Source organism: Mesorhizobium sp. USDA 4413 (assembly GCF_056280365.1).
Window position 1 is genome coordinate 1375107 of the sequence record NZ_JBVPRP010000001.1, and the last position, 14994, is coordinate 1390100.

Genomic DNA, 14994 nt, shown 5'->3' on the forward strand with positions numbered 1-14994 from the left:
GACGGCACTGTCCATGTTGAAGCGGCTTTGCCGCGCTTGCCGGTTTACAGCCGTCGCCTGTGGCCTTAGTCCTGGAATTCCAAAGGAAAGCACCCGTCCCAAGCGGTGCCGCACAGGTGAGGAAACCAAAAGCATCATGGCCAGGAAAACCGAGAGCAGCGGCCCCTCCGTCAGTCCCGAGGAGGCGCTGGAATTCCACGCCATGGGACGGCCCGGCAAGCTGGAGATCGTCGCCACCAAGCCGATGGCGACGCAACGTGATCTGAGCCTCGCCTATTCGCCCGGCGTCGCCGTTCCTGTGCGCGCCATCGCCGAGGATCCGAGCCGTGCTTTCGACTACACGACGCGCGGCAACATGGTCGCCGTTATCTCCAACGGCACCGCCATTCTCGGTCTCGGCAATCTCGGCGCGCTGGCCTCCAAGCCGGTGATGGAGGGCAAGGCGGTGCTGTTCAAGCGCTTCGCCGATGTCGATTCCATCGACCTCGAAGTGGCGACCGAAGACGCCGACGAGTTCATCAATTGCGTGCGCTTCCTTGGGCCTTCCTTCGGTGGCATCAATCTCGAGGACATCAAGGCGCCGGAGTGCTTCATCATCGAGCAGCGGCTGCGCGAGCTGATGGACATTCCCGTCTTCCATGACGACCAGCACGGCACAGCGATCATCTCGGCCGCCGGGCTGATCAACGCGCTGGAGATCACCGGCCGCGACATGAAGACCACGAAGATGGTTTGCAACGGCGCCGGCGCAGCAGGCATCGCTTGCATCGAGCTGATGAAGGCGATGGGCTTCCCGCCCGAAAACGTCATCCTGTGCGACACCAAGGGCGTGGTCTTCCAGGGCCGCACCGAAGGCATGAACCAGTGGAAGTCGGCACATGCGGTCAAGACCGATTTGCGCAGTCTCGCCGAAGCGCTGGATGGCGCCGACGTCTTCCTCGGCCTGTCCGCCAAGGGCATGCTCACTCCCGCCATGGTGCAATCCATGGCGAAGAATCCGATCATCTTCGCCATGGCCAATCCCGATCCGGAGATCACGCCGGAGGAAGTGGCCGAGATCCGCACCGACGCCATCATGGCCACCGGCCGTTCGGACTATCCGAACCAGGTCAACAATGTGCTCGGCTTCCCCTATATCTTCCGGGGCGCGCTGGATGTGCGCGCCACCACCATCAATGACGAGATGAAGATCGCCGCCGCACGCGCGCTGGCCGAGCTGGCGCGTCAGGACGTGCCGGACGATGTCGCCGCCGCCTATCAGGGCAACCGGCCGAAATTCGGCCCCAACTACATCATCCCGGTGCCGTTCGATCCGCGCCTCATCTCGGCGATCCCGCTGGCGGTGGCGAAGGCCGCGATGGAATCCGGCGTTGCCCGCAAGCCGATCCTCGACCTCGACCGCTACGCGCAGGAACTGTCCGCCCGCCGCGACCCGATCGCTTCCACCTTGCAGCGCATCTACGACCGCGTGCGCCGCCAGCCCAAGCGCATCGTCTTCGCCGAGGGCGAGGAGGAGCAGGTGATGCGCGCCGCCGTTTCCTATGTGAACCAGAAACTCGGCACGGCGATCCTGCTCGGCCGCGACGACGTCATCAAGGACAATGCCAGGAATGCCGGCATCGACCTAAACAAGCCGGGCCTCGAGATCATCAATGCCAGGCTGTCGCGCCGCAACGGCATCTACACCGACTATCTCTACGAGCGCATGCAGCGGAAGGGTTTTCTGTTCCGCGACTGTCAGCGCCTGATCAACAACGACCGCAACCACTTCGCCGCCTGCATGGTGGCGCTGGGCGATGCCGAAGGCATCGTCACGGGTGTGACCCGCAACTATTCGACGGCGCTCGACGACGTGCGCCGCATCATTGACGCCAAGCCCGGCCACCGCGTCATCGGCGTGTCGATCGTGCTCGCGCGCGGCAGGACGGTTCTGGTCGCCGACACTGCCGTGCACGACATGCCTAATGCCGAGCAGATCGCCGACATTGCCGAGGAGGCGGCCGGTTTCGCCCGCCGCATGGGTTATGAGCCGAGGCTCGCCATGCTGGCCTATTCCACCTTTGGCCATCCGCAGGGCGAGCGCTCGGAGCGCGTGCAGGAGGCGGTGCGCATCCTCGACAAGCGCCGTGTCGACTTCGAGTATGACGGCGAGATGGCGGCCGACGTGGCGCTGAACCCGCGTGCCATGGCGCAGTATCCGTTCATCCGGCTCACCGGCCCCGCCAATGTGCTGATCATGCCGGCATTTCACTCGGCTTCGATCTCGACCAAGATGCTGCAGGAGCTCGGCGGCTCGACCGTCATCGGCCCGCTGCTCGTCGGCCTCAACAAGCCGGTCCAGATCGTCTCGCTCAACGCCAAGGACTCGGATATCGTCAACATGGCGGCCATCGCGGCCTACACTGCTGGGAATTGACGCACGTGCGGTGCGCCGGTTTCTTCACTTGAACCAATGCAAAAGGCCCGCGGCATCGCCGCGGGCCTTCTGCTTGATCGGCAGCTTCGATTAGAAGTTGCGCTGGAAGCGCACGATGCCACCCCAGCTATTCTTCTTGTCGGCCCTGGTCCAGTTGAAATCATCGACGTCGCCGAACTTGCCGTCGTGAACATAGTCGACTTCGGTCGTGATCGTGAAGCCAGGAACGATCGTATAAGCTACGTTTGCAGCAACGGCGGCGTTCTTGTCGTCATCAGCCGAAACCTGGAGGTTGAACGCGGTCTTTTCGTTGAACTTGTAGGTGCCGCCACCCCAGACCGCCCAGTTGCCGCCCCAAGGCTTATAGAAGCCGCGGCCATGCGCGGGGAGAGCCAAACTGGCATCGTTGAAGTTGTCATCGGTGCCGTAGCCGCCCATGACGAACAACGACAGTTCCTTGGTGACGTTCACGTCGAGGCGAACCTTGCCTGCAACTTCCTCATAGGAGCTGTCATAAGCGACGACCCCGGTGATCGCGCCCCAGTCGCCCTTATACTTCAAGCCACCGACGACGTTGGGAACGTAGCTGTCAATGGTGCCATGAATTGCGGTTGCGCCGGTGGTGTCGGAGCCTTCTTCGAGCGAGATCACGCCCGAGAACCCGCTGCCGGCGTCGAAATAGTAGCTGACGACATTGGTGTCCTTGATGCCGTAGGGGATGATCGTATCCTGCACGACGTTACCGGCGTAACCGATGAACTGATCGTAAGGCGTCTCATCTTTACCGACACGCAGGCCGCCGAGCTGGATCCAAGCGAAGTTCAGCGTAACAGACTTGTTGACGGCCGGATTGTCGACGGCGTCACCAGCCCCATTCACGCCGGCGCCATTGCCGAAGTTGAAGCGGGTCTCGGTGTAGGTCTTCAATGTGCCGAGTTCGGTCTCCTGGCCGGTCCAGGTCTTCAGGTTGAAACGGGTGTTTTTCCTCCAGGTCTTGTTATCGCCGCCGTCTTGTCGATCGATGTCCTTGGCGCCGTCGAATGTGCCGACGTCGCCGAAGCCAGCGTCATAGCGGATATAACCGCCGATGCGGAGGCAGGTCTCGGTGCCGGGAATGTAGAAGTAGCCGGCGCCGTAGACGTCGCAGATCTTGACGTATTCGGCCGGTTCCGGCTCGGCGACGGTGACCGCGTCGGCGGCGCGGGCGCCCGAAACTGCGATCAGAGCCGCAGCGGAGCCGAGAAGAAGGCTCTTGATGTTCATTTTCTTGAATCTCCAGTCAAAGGTTCAAGACAGGCCTGACATGCCGTTCGGCTTTTGCCACCCCCGTCCCCATCGTTGAAAAAGTACGCGCACCGGCGCCGCTTCTTCGCCTTGGACATGGCTTAATCGGCCGTCACGTACAACAGAGATTGTGTCTGAAAGGCGGCTTTCTGACTCTTAGAAAGGTCTTGTTGCCCAAATATCACGTCATATATTTGTAAAAACGGCACATATTGCACAATCTATACAATAGAAACGTGCAGAGCTGCATGAAAACGTGCCAAATGTGCCAATATTACAGATTTATGACAACACGTTCGCCGGCTAAGCTTAGATCCGAACAACGCGAAAAATGACTCCCGGAGACTCGGTTCAGGGCAGCATCCGGGCGGCGCGGACCACGTCCTCGACTATGTCTTCCCGCAACATCTCGATGGGGATGCGGCCGTAGAGCTCGGGCGAGGGCCGGCTCAGCCAGAACCACGCAAGCCTTGGATTGGCGATCGCCGAGAGCACGCCGCTGATGCCCGGAACCGGCCTGCCGTCGATGAATTGGGCCAAGGGGAAGACATGCTTGCGGCCGCCCTTGCGCAGGGCAACCACCTCGCCGCGTCTTTGCCAGCGATGCAGCGTGGAGCGCGGGATGCGGAGCTTCTCTTCCAGATAGGTCGAGCCGGCGACCTCGCCGGCCCAATCCTCGATCAGCATCGACTGGAGTTCCGCGGCTCGCTCGGTGATCGTCCTTCCCGTTTCCGGCTTTGGCAACACGCGCTCAAAGGCGGGGACGGATATGGACGAGCCGCCGCTCGCGATCCTCTCTGCCATCATGCGGAAAAAATCGGAAGCAAGGCCGCTCCACTCGCCCTTGAAGGAGCCGACCGCGAGGCGCTGTCCTTGTGGCAGGAAGGGAAGGGCCGCAGCCATATGGCCGGCGACCTTGCTGGCCGACACCAGCACCTCGGCGTCCAGCAGGACACCATGCTGCATCAGCGCCTGTTGCACGGCTTCGGCCACCAGGCCTGCCAAGGCCTCTTGTGAAATCCCTTCAGACGGGCTCTGGAATCTGGTCATGCATCTATCTTGTGGCCCGCGCTCCTCCCAAGCGCTGGCGGTTGCTGAAAATCTATAGCGGAAAGCAAAAATCGCGACGACAACAGGCACCGCGGCCCGGCTGCTTGCTGGCTTGCATCTTTACACCCCTGATTGGGCGCGCCGAAATGTCAGTCACGGAACGCCTCATTTTGCGTTCTAGAAGCCGAACGTGACAGGTCCGCGACAGCCGGCTTTGTTGAAAGGCTGTTGATGGTGACGCAACGGCACGTCTTTCCGCGGGATTCCGAAGCCAGAATCGTCGTTGCCTGCTCGGTAATTCTAAAGCAGCCCGACCTGCTCGGCCTCGCGGCGCAGGTTCTGGCGCGGACGCGGGCCGATCTGCTGGATCACCAGCCCGGCGGCCAGCGAACCGAGATCGCCGCAATCCTTGAGGCTGCGCCCGCTCGTATAGCCGTAGAGGAAGCCGGCGGCATAAAGGTCGCCGGCGCCGGTCGTGTCGACGAGTTCCTTGATCCTCGTCGCCTCGATGGTGACGGTTTCGTCGCCGCGCACGATAACCGATCCTTTTTCGGAACGGGTGACGGCGGCTATTTTGCAATCCTTGCGGATGGCGGCGAGCGCCTCCTCGAAAGAGGCGGTCTGGTAGAGCGATTTGATCTCGTGACTGTTGGCAAAGACGATGTCGACGGTGCCCGACCGCATCAGCTCGAGGAACTCGTCGCGGTAGCGGTCGACGCAGAAGGAATCCGACAGCGTCATCGAAACCTCGCGGCCTGCCGCATGCGCGAGCCTGGCGGTCTGCCGGATCGCTTCCTTGGCGCGCGGCGGATCCCACAGATAGCCTTCGAAATAGGTCACCTTGGCGCCGGCGGCCTTGTCGGCCTCGACATCCTCGGGGCCAAGTTCGACGCAGGCGCCGAGATAGGTGTTCATCGAACGCTCGCCATCGGGAGTGACAAAGATCATCGAGCGCGCGGTCGGCGGTTCGCCCGCGAGCGGCTTGGTGTCGAACGCAACGCCCTGGGCGTGAATGTCATGGGTGTAGATGTCGCCCAGCGCGTCGTTCGACACCTTGCCGAAGAAGGCTGCCCGCCCGCCGAGACTGGCGACGCCGGCCGCCGTGTTGCCGGCGCTGCCGCCGGAAGCCTCGATCGCCGGCCCCATGCGGCTGTAAAGCAATTCGGCGCGCCTGGCGTCGATGAGGTTCATCGCCCCCTTGATGATGCCGTTGGTCTCGAGAAAGGCTTCGTCGCACTGCGCGATGATGTCGACAATGGCATTGCCGATGCAAAGCACGTCATATTCCGACATCAAAATCTCCGCCAAGGACTGCCCCGGCTATCTGGCATGCCGGCCGGGCGCGGGTCTAGCGACTTGGCGCTGCTTTGCCTACCCTGAAAATCGTCATCGCCTTCCGTAACGCCGACCTCGGCGCCGATCGTTCGCCGGCTGCGGCAGCGTTCGCATCGAACTGGCCTATATCGACTGTAGCTTTCCCCGCTATGGTTTCGCGGCGATCGAAACATTTCCGCGCCGCCATGGGCTAGAAGCAATTCCAGAAAAAATGCGTGGCGGTTAGGTTCGGCGACCCGCCGTCGCCTTCCGTCCGGAATTGCGCAAAAAGCAAAGCGGAGCGTTCCCCGCAACGGAAGGCAGAAATGTCCGAAAAGACCGAAATGTCCACCGACCTCGCGCTGCTCGGCGTCCTGGCGGTGCTATGGGGCGCTTCCTATACCTTCATCAAGATCGGCGTCGAGACGATCCCGCCGGTGACCTTCATCGCGGCCCGGACGCTGATCGCCGGGGCTATTCTCCTCGCTGTCATCCGCTGGCGCGGCCTTGCCATGCCTGGGGATGCGGCGACATGGCGTCGGTTCACCTTCCAGGCCTGTCTCAACAGCGTCGTGCCGTTCACGCTGATCGCCGCCGCCGAGCGCTCGGTCGATGCCGGCCTTGCCACCATCCTCAATTCGACGTCGCCGATCTTTACCTTCTTGCTGACGGCATTGATCACGCGCCATGAGCCGGTCACGACGCGCAAGCTCGTCGGCGTCGGCGCCGGCATCGTCGGCATCTGCCTCATCGTCGGCACGCAGGCACTTGGCGGGCTTGGCCATCAATTGTGGGCGCAGCTTGCGATCGTCATCGCGACGGTCTCCTATGCGGGAGCGGCGATCTTCGGCCGCGGCTTCAAGGGCCTCGATCCGATGATACCCGCCGCGGGTTCGATGCTTTGCGGCGCGGTGATGCTTGTGCCGCTCAGCCTGATCGTCGACCGGCCCTGGACGCTTGCGCCGTCGGACGCATCGATCCTGGCCCTGCTCGGCCTGTCGGTCTTCTCGACGGCGCTGGCCTTCGTCATCTATTTTCGCCTGATCCACACGCTGGGATCGGTCGGCACCACCTCGCAGGCCTATCTGCGAGTGCCGATCGGCGTCGGTATCGGCGCCGTCTTCCTCGGCGAAAGCCTCGGGGCCACGGCCTGGGCCGGCATGGCCTTCGTCGTCGCCGGCGTCGCGGCGATGACCATTCCGGCACGGCAGGTCAAGCTTGCGCGAAAATGCATGTCGCCCCGCGTGTGACGCGGTTTTGGGATAACCGACATGCATCGAGGCAAAGCCAAGCGCGTCGACGCGACGCGCTTGGTTGCGTCTGGGAAGAAGCCCGCCTATCTCGGGGACGTGGTTTCTCGATAAGGGCTTGGACCTGCCGTGATCCTAGACGCTGCCCGCGCCGCCGCCAGCCGCCTGTTCTCGCCTGAATTCCGCGCCGTCTTCCTGAAGACGCTGGGGCTGACGCTGCTCGCTCTGCTGGCGCTTTGGCTCGGTCTGGAGAGCCTGCTCGAATGGCTGGCCTGGCCATGGCTGCAAACGCTGCTGCCTGGTCTGCCGTCCTGGGCCGGATGGCTGGGCGGCATCATTGCCGGTATCGTTCTGGCTGTGGGATTGGCCTTGCTCATCGCGCCGGTGACGGCGATCGTCGCCGGTCTGTTCCTCGACGATATTGCCGAAGTGGTCGAGCGCACCGACTATCCCAACGACCCGCCCGGCCGCGCCGTGCCGGCGCTGCAGTCGCTTGTGCTGGCGGTCAAATTCTTCGGCGTGGTGGTCCTCGGCAACATCGTCGCGCTGCTCTTGCTTCTGGTGCCGGGCATCAACATTGCCGCTTTCTTCATCGTCAACGGCTATCTGCTCGGCCGGGAGTTCTTCGAGTTCGCCGCCATGCGCTTCCGCCCCGAGACAGAGGCCAAGGCGCTGCGCCGCAAACATGCCGGCACGGTGTTCCTGGCCGGGCTGGTCATTGCCCTGTTCCTGGCCGTGCCGCTGCTCAACCTTCTGACGCCGCTTTTCGCGGCCGCAATGATGGTCCATCTGCACAAAGCGGTTTCGGCGCGGCTGCCGGTTTAATCGGTGTCGCCGCTGCGAAACAGTGCCTGCAGCTTGCCGAACGGCATGGCCGCCCGGGTGAAGCCGAAAGTGCCGTCCTGCTGGATTTCGCGCGCCGCCGTCTCCAGCATGCCATAGGCGAAATTGGTCAGCCATGGTCCGAGCGAAATGCGTTTGACGCCGGCCGTGGCAAGATCGGCGATGGTGAAACCGGGTCGGGCCATCACATTGACCGGCCGGCTCACCGACGAGCAGATCGTGCGCACCATTTCGACGTCGCCGATGCCGGGAGCGTAGAGCACGTCGGCACCGGCCTTTTCGAAGGCCTGCAGCCGCTTGATCGTGTCGTCGAGATCGGTCTTGCCCCACAGGAAGTTTTCGGCTCGCGCGGTGAAGACGAAATCGTGCTTGAGCGCCCGGGCAGCCTCGACCGCGGCCGCGACGCGTTCGGTCGCCAGCGAGAAATCGTAGATGGGGTTGGCGGGGTCGCCGGTGTGGTCCTCGATCGAGCAGCCGGCAAGGCCGGCGGCTTCGGCCGCGAAAATGGTCTCGGCGGCCTGTTCCGGACTGTCGCCCTTGCCGCGCTCTAGATCGGCCGAAACCGGCAGGTCGGTCGCCGCCGTCACCTCGCGGCAATGATGGATCATGGCCTCGAACGTCACGGCGCCGTCCGGCAGGCCGCGCGAGAAGGCGAAGCCGGCGCTGGTCGTCGCCAGTGCCTTGAAACCGAACGAAGCAAGAAGCTTTGTCGTGCCTACGTCCCAGGGATTGGGCATGACGAAGGTGGAGGAATGCAGATCGCGAAAAATCTTGCCCTTGTCCATGGCGGATCCTCAATCGTGATCGGGGTTGTGAGGGAAATCTATCGCGGTCGCTCGAACCGGGCAAACGAATGCGTCTGGCTCAGAAGCGTTTGGCGTTCTCTGCTGCCAATTTCTCGAAGGCGTCGGAATCCGGCACGTAACGCGACCTTGCCTCCTCCCAGTAATAGGTGACGGAAACGTCATTCGAAGCAGCCTTCGGCGCCGCCTCGTCGCAGCTTTCACCGCTCGGCTTGGTGACGTCGCTCACCGTCGCCTTGATCGCCCCATAAGGTCTTTCGCTGCCGGGCGTCTGGAACGACAGGTCCTGTGTGCGTTTGTAGGCGCAGACATTCTCGTCGAACGTATTGATCTGATCGATAGGCTCGAAGCGGTCGTCGCGAACGAGGATAAGGATCGTGCTGACATAACCCTGGTTCGAATTGAAATGCATGCTCATGGTGATGAGGGCATCGTCATCCGGACCGATTGCGATCTTGCTAGGATCGCGAAAAAAAATAGCTGTTCTGGTCGGTTCCGACATTGACGGCATCGAGCAGCTTCGGCTCGCCCGAAAGATCGTAAAGCGCCAGCACCGCAAACCCTTCGGCGCTGTCTTGCGCCTGGCCAAGGTCGAAAAGCATCGTCAGCCGGTCCTTGCCACCGGCCTTGATCGCAAGCACCGCCGCGTTCGGCAGGCTGATGGTCTCGGGCGGCGAGCCGCCTTGATCGCCGCCAAGGATGTGGCGCACCTCGATGGGCGCGCTTCCCTTGTAAAAACCGTCATCCCCGGCGGCGAGATCGGGTACGACCATTTTCGCGAGGTCGAGATAGGTGACGTCCTGATGACCGGGAATGGCGCTGTTCAGCTCCGGAAAGCTGACGGCCTGGGCTTGCGCCGCGGACCAGGCACAGGGCAGCAGCAGGCACGCGAGCAGGAGTCTCGATAAAATGGAAATCACTACAAGCACCCCCGGAAAAAAGCACGATAGCACGGACGCTTAAGGTACGCAGCCGGTGCTTTCAGCGGATCGGCACGAGGCTCGCGAGTTCGCGCATGTCGTCGAACAGGATGCCGCCGGCCGCCGCCAGGCCGTCACGGTTGGAGAGCGGATCGGCGTGGTAGGAGAACACCCGCATGCCGGCGGCGATGCCCGCCTCGGTTCCCGCGACGCTGTCCTCGATGACGATGCAGTCGGCCGGCGCGAAGCCCATCGTCCTTGCCGCATGCAGGAAGAGGTCCGGAAACGGCTTGCCGCGGGAAACCATGGTGGACGAGAACATCGCATGCTCGAACAGCGGCAGGAGCCCGGTCTGGCCGAGCGTGATGTGCATCTTCGACACCCGCGCCGAGGAGGCGACGCAATAGGCAATGCCGGCGGCTCGGACCTTCTCGATGAAGTCGCTCACATAGGGGATTGCCTCGACGCCGTGCGAAAAAAGATCCGGCAGACCGGCGTTCCAGCGCTCGACGAAGTCGGCGCCAAGCCTGATCTCGGTCGTCTCTTCGACCTCTTTCTGCACCGAGGCCATGCTGCGGCCGGAAAAATGCTTGCGGCAATATTCGAATGTGCTCGTGAAACCGGCGGCTGTGAGCCATTCGGCGAGACGTCTGTTGGCAAGGTTTTCTGTGTCGACCAGAACCCCGTCGCAGTCGAAGATGACCAGTTTCGGAACTTGCATTAAGCGGTGCCGGTCGATCCGAACCCGCCGGTACCTCGTGTCGTGCCGCCCGCCAGCGCCCGCTCCTCGACCGTGATTTGGGTCAGGGCAGCGAAGACGATCTGGGCGATGCGCATGCCGCGCGTCACCGCGAAATCCTCGTCGCCGAGGTTGACGAGCAGGACTTTCACCTCGCCGCGATAGTCGCTGTCGACGGTGCCGGGCGAGTTGAGGACGGTGAGCCCATGCTTGAAGGCAAGGCCCGAGCGCGGCCGCACCTGGCCTTCCATGCCTTCCGGGATTTCCAGCACAAGCCCGGTCGGCACCAGCGCGCGTTTCCCCGGCAGGATGAGCAACGGCCGGTCTTCCGGCACCGCGGCGCGCAAATCCATGCCGGCGGCGCCCGCGCTCTCATAGGCCGGCAGAGGCAGGCCTTCGCCATGCGGAAGCCTGACGAAACCGACGGTGGGGCCGATGACGGAGGAAGGATGGACAGCCGTGCGCATGAGCCCACTCCTATCGGCGCGAATGCCGATTCGGTCAACTCGGCCGTGACGCTATCCAAGGCTTTCTTTGGGGCGTCACGATGACCTGAAGTGTGTTGAGATTCGGGTCAGGCCTCACCTAAAACTGAGCATGCCTCAGCGCAGTTCCACCGGCACCACGGTCGTTTCCTTGATCTCCTCCATGACGAAGGAGGCCGAGACATCCGACAGCGGCACCCTGGCGATCAGCCGCTGGTAGAGACGGTCATAGGCTTTCACGTCGGCGACACGGGCCCTCAGCACATAATCGAGGTCGCCCGACATGCGGTAGACGCCGGTGATCTCGGCAAAGCCGGTCACCGCCGCGCGAAATTTCTGCAGCCAGTCCGGATCGTGATTGGACGTACGGATTAGGACAAAAACGGAGAGGCCGACCCCTAGCTTGTCGGCATCGACCAGCGCGACGCGGCCGGTGATGACGCCATCCTCCTCCAGCCGCTTGACGCGCCGCCAGCAGGCGTTGCGCGACAGCGCCACGCGCTCCGACAACTGGTCGACCGAAAGCGTGCCGTCGCGCTGCAGCTCGGCCAGCAATCTTCGATCGATCTCATCGATTTCCGTCGGCATGTTGGGATGAATGTCCCACAAAATGGCAAAAGGCAAGGACGATTGGGACCGATGAACCAAAGCCGTGTGGCACGATACTCATCATCGGGGCTCATCCCGGCAGGAGGGATCACCATGACGACACGGTTTACGGCACTGTTCACGGCTCACCCGGAGAAGGTCGGCGAGACTTATTTCGGCCACATGGCCTTTGCCGCCTGGTTCTGTTCGCGCCTGTCGATGGCGGCGGGCGCCGCGCTCGTTCACGCTTTCTTGCCATTTCTGTTCGAAACTACGGCCAGCCGAATCGTTCGCGAGCTCTATGAGCGCACGCATAACAGGGGTTCGCATGCGGTGAAGGAGCCGAAGGCTCTCTTGGACCGCGCCTGATAGATGGTGAAATGCGATGTGCCGGTGGGCGGCCTATCTTGGTGAAGCGGTCTTCCTCGAAGACATCATCACCGCGCCCTGCCATTCGCTGATCGCCCAGAGCCACTGTGCTCAGGAGGCCAAGTCGCCGACCAATGGCGACGGCTTCGGCCTCGCCTGGTACGGCGACCGGCCGGAACCTGGGCTCTACCGCGACATCCTGCCGGCATGGTCCGACCCCAACCTGAAAAGCCTCTGCCGGCAGATCAAGTCGGGTCTGTTTCTCGCCCATGTGCGCGCCTCGACCGGCGGCGCCACCAGCCGCATGAATTGCCATCCCTTTGTCTCGGGCCGCTGGTCGTTCATGCATAATGGCCAGATCGGCGGCTTCGAAAAGATCCGCCGCGCGTTGGAGAATTCGCTCTCCGACGAGATCTTCAACCAGCGTGAGGGCACCACCGATTCCGAGCTCTTCTTTCTCCTGATGATCGACCAGGGTCTGGCAACCGACCCGCAGGGTGCGGTGTCGCGAGCAACCGGTCGCGTCATCGAAGCATCCCGCCGGGCTGGTATCGAGCCGGCGCTGAAGCTGACGGTGGCCTTCTCGGATGGCGAAGCGCTGTACGCCGTTCGCTATGCCACCGATGGCCACGCGCCGACGCTCTATACCGGCGCCTTCGCGAAACGCGCCGGCCATTGCATCGTCTCGGAACCCTTCGACCGCGACGGTGGCGAGTGGCAGGCGATACCTCCGGCAAGCTTCGTCACCATGACCAGGGATGGCACGGGCATCCGCCCGTTTGCGCCGGCGGCGAACAAGCTGGCGCTGGTCGTCGGCTGACGCAAATCCCCGAGCTGCCCGCGTTCAGGCAGAGATCAGCAAAATGTAAGCGCGGCGTAAGGACGCCCAAGCTCCCTCCTGTCATCTGTGGCCCTCGACGGGCCGCGAATTATCCGCGCGCTCAAAAACGCATCGACACAGGACCACAGGACAATGTGCAGATGGGCTGCCTATCTCGGCGACACGATCTTCCTGGAAGACGTCATCGCCGCACCCTCCCATTCGCTGATCGTTCAGAGCCGCCAGGCGCGGGAGGCGAAATCGCCCACAAGTGCCGATGGCTTCGGCGTGGCCTGGTACGGCGATCGGCCGGAGCCGGGCCTTTACCGCGATGTTCTGCCGGCCTGGTCAGATACCAATCTCAGGAGCCTTGGGCGCCAGATAAAATCCGGCCTGTTCCTGGCCCATGTACGCGCCTCGACAGGCGGCGCCACCAGCCGCGTGAACTGCCATCCCTTCGTCTCTGGCCGCTGGTCCTTCATGCACAACGGCCAGATCGGCGGCTTCGAGAAGATCCGCCGGGCGCTGGAGAATTCGCTCTCCGATACGTTGTTCGACCAGCTCGAAGGCACCACGGATTCCGAACTGTTCTTTCGGCTTATGATCGGCGAGGGGCTTTCGGACGATCCTTATGGCGCCGTGTCGCGCGCCACCAGCCGCGTGATCGAGGCTGGGCGCAGCGCCGGCATCGAGCCCTTCCTGAAGCTGACGGCCGCCTTCAGCGATGGTAAGGCGCTTCACGCCGTCCGCTACGCCACCGACGATAACGCGCCGACACTCTACACCGCCGCCTTCGCCAAGGGCGTCGGTCGCTGCATCGTCTCCGAGCCGTTCGATCGCGACGGCCGGACCTGGCATGAGATTCCGCAGTCGAGCTTCGTGACGATGACCCGCGACAACACCAGCATCCGGCCGTTCGCGCCGGCAGTCGCACGTTTGGCGATGGCGGGTTAAGGCATCGGTCCTTGCTGATCCCGGGACGGCTTTCGCCGTCCTTCGGGCTACCGGGCGAAACGCGAGAGAGCGTAAGGCCTGAGTAACGCATCGCGGTCGCCGTCGAGGATTTCGCGCGCCGCAAACAATCCCACGGCCGGTGCCAGTGTGATGCCGGAATGCGTGACGGCGATGTAGACACCGCTGACGCCTTCCGACCGGCTGACGATCGGGAAACCATCGATCGGCGTCGGACGGTAGCCCACCGTGTGGAAATCGAGCTCCAGCCCCTCCGAACCGCGCAGCATCGCTTTCGTCGCTTCGAAAAGCTCGCGAGCGGTGGCCTGGGGGTCCTCGCCCGGATCGCCGCCGCCGAAATCCGAGCCGGCAATGATGCGGCCCTCGGCCGTCTGGCGCATATGCAGCCTGTCGGCCATGACCAGGCCGTTGAGGAGCTTCTTGTAAGGGCGCGAATGCACGATCAGGCCGGGCGGCGTTTCGATCGGCAGCCTGATCCCAGCCGTCGCGGCGATCGCCGGGGCGCCGGCACCCGATGCAATCACCACCTCGTCGGCGGCGATGATATCGCCTGAAACAGCGACGCCCGTGACCTTGCCGTTGACCAGCGCCAGCCTGTCGACGGTACCGGTGGCGATCCGCGCGCCGCGCCGTTCGGCATCGGCCAGCAGCGCCTTCGCGGTCGCCACAGGCTCGGCCACGCCTTCCTGCGCGACGTAAAGCGCAAAATCGGGAAGCATCGCCAGGTTGGGCTCGATGCGCGCCGCTTGTTCGCGCCCGACCCGCTCTATACCATAGCCCCAGGACGAATGCTCGGCCGCATAGGCTTCGAGCTTGTCCGCGGGCAGGTCCCAGCACAGACCGCCGCACCAGGCCAGCGGCAGGCCCGGCAGGTCGTTGGCCAGCCGTTTCCATTCGGCCATGGCGCGGATGCGCAGCCGGAAATAGGTTTCCGGATTGCCCCAGCTTGCATTGATCCAGGCAAAGGAATTTGGCGTGGCGACACCGCCGGCGCCGCTTTCTGAAATGACCGTCACCTGTGCGCCGGCTTTCGTGAGATGCCAGGCAGTCGACGCGCCGATAATCCCGGCTCCAATGACGATGACTTGCTTTGCGCTGCTCATACCGGACCCTTGAGAGAGATTTCTCCCCTCATGCCACC

Annotated in this window: 16 protein-coding genes; 6 read left to right on the plus strand and 10 right to left on the minus strand. The window is 63.1% G+C overall.

What is annotated here, in order from left to right:
• Window positions 1-136 precede the first annotated feature (136 nt).
• Window positions 137-2416 (plus strand): NADP-dependent malic enzyme, encoded by a 2280-nt coding sequence (locus ACVMIM_RS06835; protein ID WP_476111324.1) that lies wholly within the window; start codon window positions 137-139, stop codon window positions 2414-2416.
• 90 nt (window positions 2417-2506) lie between these two features.
• Here the strand turns inward: ACVMIM_RS06835 and ACVMIM_RS06840 are convergent, their stop codons facing one another.
• The 3 genes from ACVMIM_RS06840 to ACVMIM_RS06850 form a co-directional block, all read right to left on the minus strand.
• Window positions 2507-3679, minus strand: a complete 1173-nt coding sequence (locus ACVMIM_RS06840) for a porin (RefSeq protein WP_476111325.1) — start codon at window positions 3677-3679, stop codon at window positions 2507-2509.
• 372 nt (window positions 3680-4051) lie between these two features.
• The gene (locus ACVMIM_RS06845; protein ID WP_476111326.1) at window positions 4052-4750 is read right to left on the minus strand and encodes an antitoxin Xre/MbcA/ParS-like domain-containing protein; all 699 of its coding nucleotides are present in this window, start codon (window positions 4748-4750) and stop codon (window positions 4052-4054) included.
• Window positions 4751-5050: 300 nt separating this feature from the next.
• A complete protein-coding gene (locus ACVMIM_RS06850) occupies window positions 5051-6043 on the minus strand; it encodes an adenosine kinase (protein WP_476111327.1) in 993 nt (330 codons plus the stop codon).
• Window positions 6044-6390: 347 nt separating this feature from the next.
• On the opposite strand from ACVMIM_RS06850, the gene ACVMIM_RS06855 reads away from it, so the two are divergent.
• Together ACVMIM_RS06855 and ACVMIM_RS06860 are read left to right on the plus strand one after the other, a co-directional pair.
• Entirely contained in the window at window positions 6391-7314 is a 924-nt protein-coding gene (locus tag ACVMIM_RS06855; RefSeq protein WP_476111328.1) for a DMT family transporter, read from the plus strand.
• Between the two features lie 129 nt (window positions 7315-7443).
• Entirely contained in the window at window positions 7444-8139 is a 696-nt protein-coding gene (locus tag ACVMIM_RS06860) for a sulfate transporter family protein (protein ID WP_476111329.1), read from the plus strand.
• On the opposite strand, the gene ACVMIM_RS06865 is transcribed toward ACVMIM_RS06860, so the two are convergent.
• From ACVMIM_RS06865 to ACVMIM_RS06890, 6 genes are all read right to left on the minus strand, one after another.
• Entirely contained in the window at window positions 8136-8942 is an 807-nt protein-coding gene (locus ACVMIM_RS06865) for an isocitrate lyase/PEP mutase family protein (RefSeq protein ID WP_476111330.1), read from the minus strand. The genes ACVMIM_RS06860 and ACVMIM_RS06865 overlap by 4 nt on opposite strands.
• 79 nt (window positions 8943-9021) lie before the next feature.
• Window positions 9022-9378, minus strand: coding sequence for a hypothetical protein (locus ACVMIM_RS06870; protein ID WP_476111331.1), 357 nt, complete (start codon window positions 9376-9378; stop codon window positions 9022-9024).
• A gap of 40 nt (window positions 9379-9418) precedes the next feature.
• Entirely contained in the window at window positions 9419-9880 is a 462-nt protein-coding gene (locus tag ACVMIM_RS06875; RefSeq protein WP_476111332.1) for a hypothetical protein, read from the minus strand.
• Between the two features lie 61 nt (window positions 9881-9941).
• Window positions 9942-10601 carry an HAD family hydrolase gene (locus ACVMIM_RS06880; protein ID WP_476111333.1) on the minus strand — a complete coding sequence of 220 codons (660 nt, stop codon included), beginning with the start codon at window positions 10599-10601 and terminating at the stop codon, window positions 9942-9944.
• Window positions 10601-11086 (minus strand): dUTP diphosphatase, encoded by a 486-nt coding sequence (dut, locus tag ACVMIM_RS06885; RefSeq protein WP_278047283.1) that lies wholly within the window; start codon window positions 11084-11086, stop codon window positions 10601-10603. The genes ACVMIM_RS06880 and dut overlap by 1 nt, the downstream gene beginning before the upstream one ends.
• 135 nt (window positions 11087-11221) lie before the next feature.
• Complete coding sequence (locus ACVMIM_RS06890) at window positions 11222-11692, minus strand: Lrp/AsnC family transcriptional regulator (RefSeq protein WP_040994450.1); 471 nt, start codon at window positions 11690-11692, stop codon at window positions 11222-11224.
• A gap of 114 nt (window positions 11693-11806) precedes the next feature.
• Here ACVMIM_RS06890 and ACVMIM_RS06895 point away from each other — a divergent pair, with 114 nt between their 5' ends.
• The 3 genes from ACVMIM_RS06895 (at window position 11807) to ACVMIM_RS06905 (ending at window position 13835) form a co-directional block, all read left to right on the plus strand.
• Window positions 11807-12061 carry a DUF6356 family protein gene (locus tag ACVMIM_RS06895; RefSeq protein ID WP_040994452.1) on the plus strand — a complete coding sequence of 85 codons (255 nt, stop codon included), beginning with the start codon at window positions 11807-11809 and terminating at the stop codon, window positions 12059-12061.
• 16 nt (window positions 12062-12077) lie between these two features.
• Window positions 12078-12881 (plus strand): class II glutamine amidotransferase, encoded by an 804-nt coding sequence (locus ACVMIM_RS06900; protein WP_476111334.1) that lies wholly within the window; start codon window positions 12078-12080, stop codon window positions 12879-12881.
• 153 nt (window positions 12882-13034) lie between these two features.
• Complete coding sequence (locus ACVMIM_RS06905; RefSeq protein WP_476111335.1) at window positions 13035-13835, plus strand: class II glutamine amidotransferase; 801 nt, start codon at window positions 13035-13037, stop codon at window positions 13833-13835.
• A 47-nt stretch (window positions 13836-13882) separates the two neighbouring features.
• On the opposite strand, the gene ACVMIM_RS06910 is transcribed toward ACVMIM_RS06905, so the two are convergent.
• Window positions 13883-14956: an NAD(P)/FAD-dependent oxidoreductase gene (locus tag ACVMIM_RS06910; protein ID WP_476111336.1), complete on the minus strand. Its 1074-nt coding sequence runs from the start codon at window positions 14954-14956 to the stop codon at window positions 13883-13885.
• Window positions 14957-14994: the final 38 nt, after the last annotated feature.

Excerpts from the sequence above, each read along its gene's own strand:
- ACVMIM_RS06905 (WP_476111335.1), top strand. The coding sequence starts at position 13,035 with ATGTGCAGATGGGCTGCCTATCTCGGCGACACGATCTTCCTGGAAGAC.
- ACVMIM_RS06870 (WP_476111331.1), bottom strand. The coding sequence starts at position 9,378 with ATGAGCATGCATTTCAATTCGAACCAGGGTTATGTCAGCACGATCCTT.
- dut (WP_278047283.1), bottom strand. The coding sequence starts at position 11,086 with ATGCGCACGGCTGTCCATCCTTCCTCCGTCATCGGCCCCACCGTCGGT.
- ACVMIM_RS06840 (WP_476111325.1), bottom strand. The coding sequence starts at position 3,679 with ATGAACATCAAGAGCCTTCTTCTCGGCTCCGCTGCGGCTCTGATCGCA.
- ACVMIM_RS06910 (WP_476111336.1), bottom strand. The coding sequence starts at position 14,956 with ATGAGCAGCGCAAAGCAAGTCATCGTCATTGGAGCCGGGATTATCGGC.
- ACVMIM_RS06845 (WP_476111326.1), bottom strand. The coding sequence starts at position 4,750 with ATGACCAGATTCCAGAGCCCGTCTGAAGGGATTTCACAAGAGGCCTTG.
- ACVMIM_RS06900 (WP_476111334.1), top strand. The coding sequence starts at position 12,078 with ATGTGCCGGTGGGCGGCCTATCTTGGTGAAGCGGTCTTCCTCGAAGAC.
- ACVMIM_RS06895 (WP_040994452.1), top strand. The coding sequence starts at position 11,807 with ATGACGACACGGTTTACGGCACTGTTCACGGCTCACCCGGAGAAGGTC.
- ACVMIM_RS06890 (WP_040994450.1), bottom strand. The coding sequence starts at position 11,692 with ATGCCGACGGAAATCGATGAGATCGATCGAAGATTGCTGGCCGAGCTG.
- ACVMIM_RS06865 (WP_476111330.1), bottom strand. The coding sequence starts at position 8,942 with ATGGACAAGGGCAAGATTTTTCGCGATCTGCATTCCTCCACCTTCGTC.
- ACVMIM_RS06850 (WP_476111327.1), bottom strand. The coding sequence starts at position 6,043 with ATGTCGGAATATGACGTGCTTTGCATCGGCAATGCCATTGTCGACATC.
- ACVMIM_RS06835 (WP_476111324.1), top strand. The coding sequence starts at position 137 with ATGGCCAGGAAAACCGAGAGCAGCGGCCCCTCCGTCAGTCCCGAGGAG.
- ACVMIM_RS06855 (WP_476111328.1), top strand. The coding sequence starts at position 6,391 with ATGTCCGAAAAGACCGAAATGTCCACCGACCTCGCGCTGCTCGGCGTC.
- ACVMIM_RS06880 (WP_476111333.1), bottom strand. The coding sequence starts at position 10,601 with ATGCAAGTTCCGAAACTGGTCATCTTCGACTGCGACGGGGTTCTGGTC.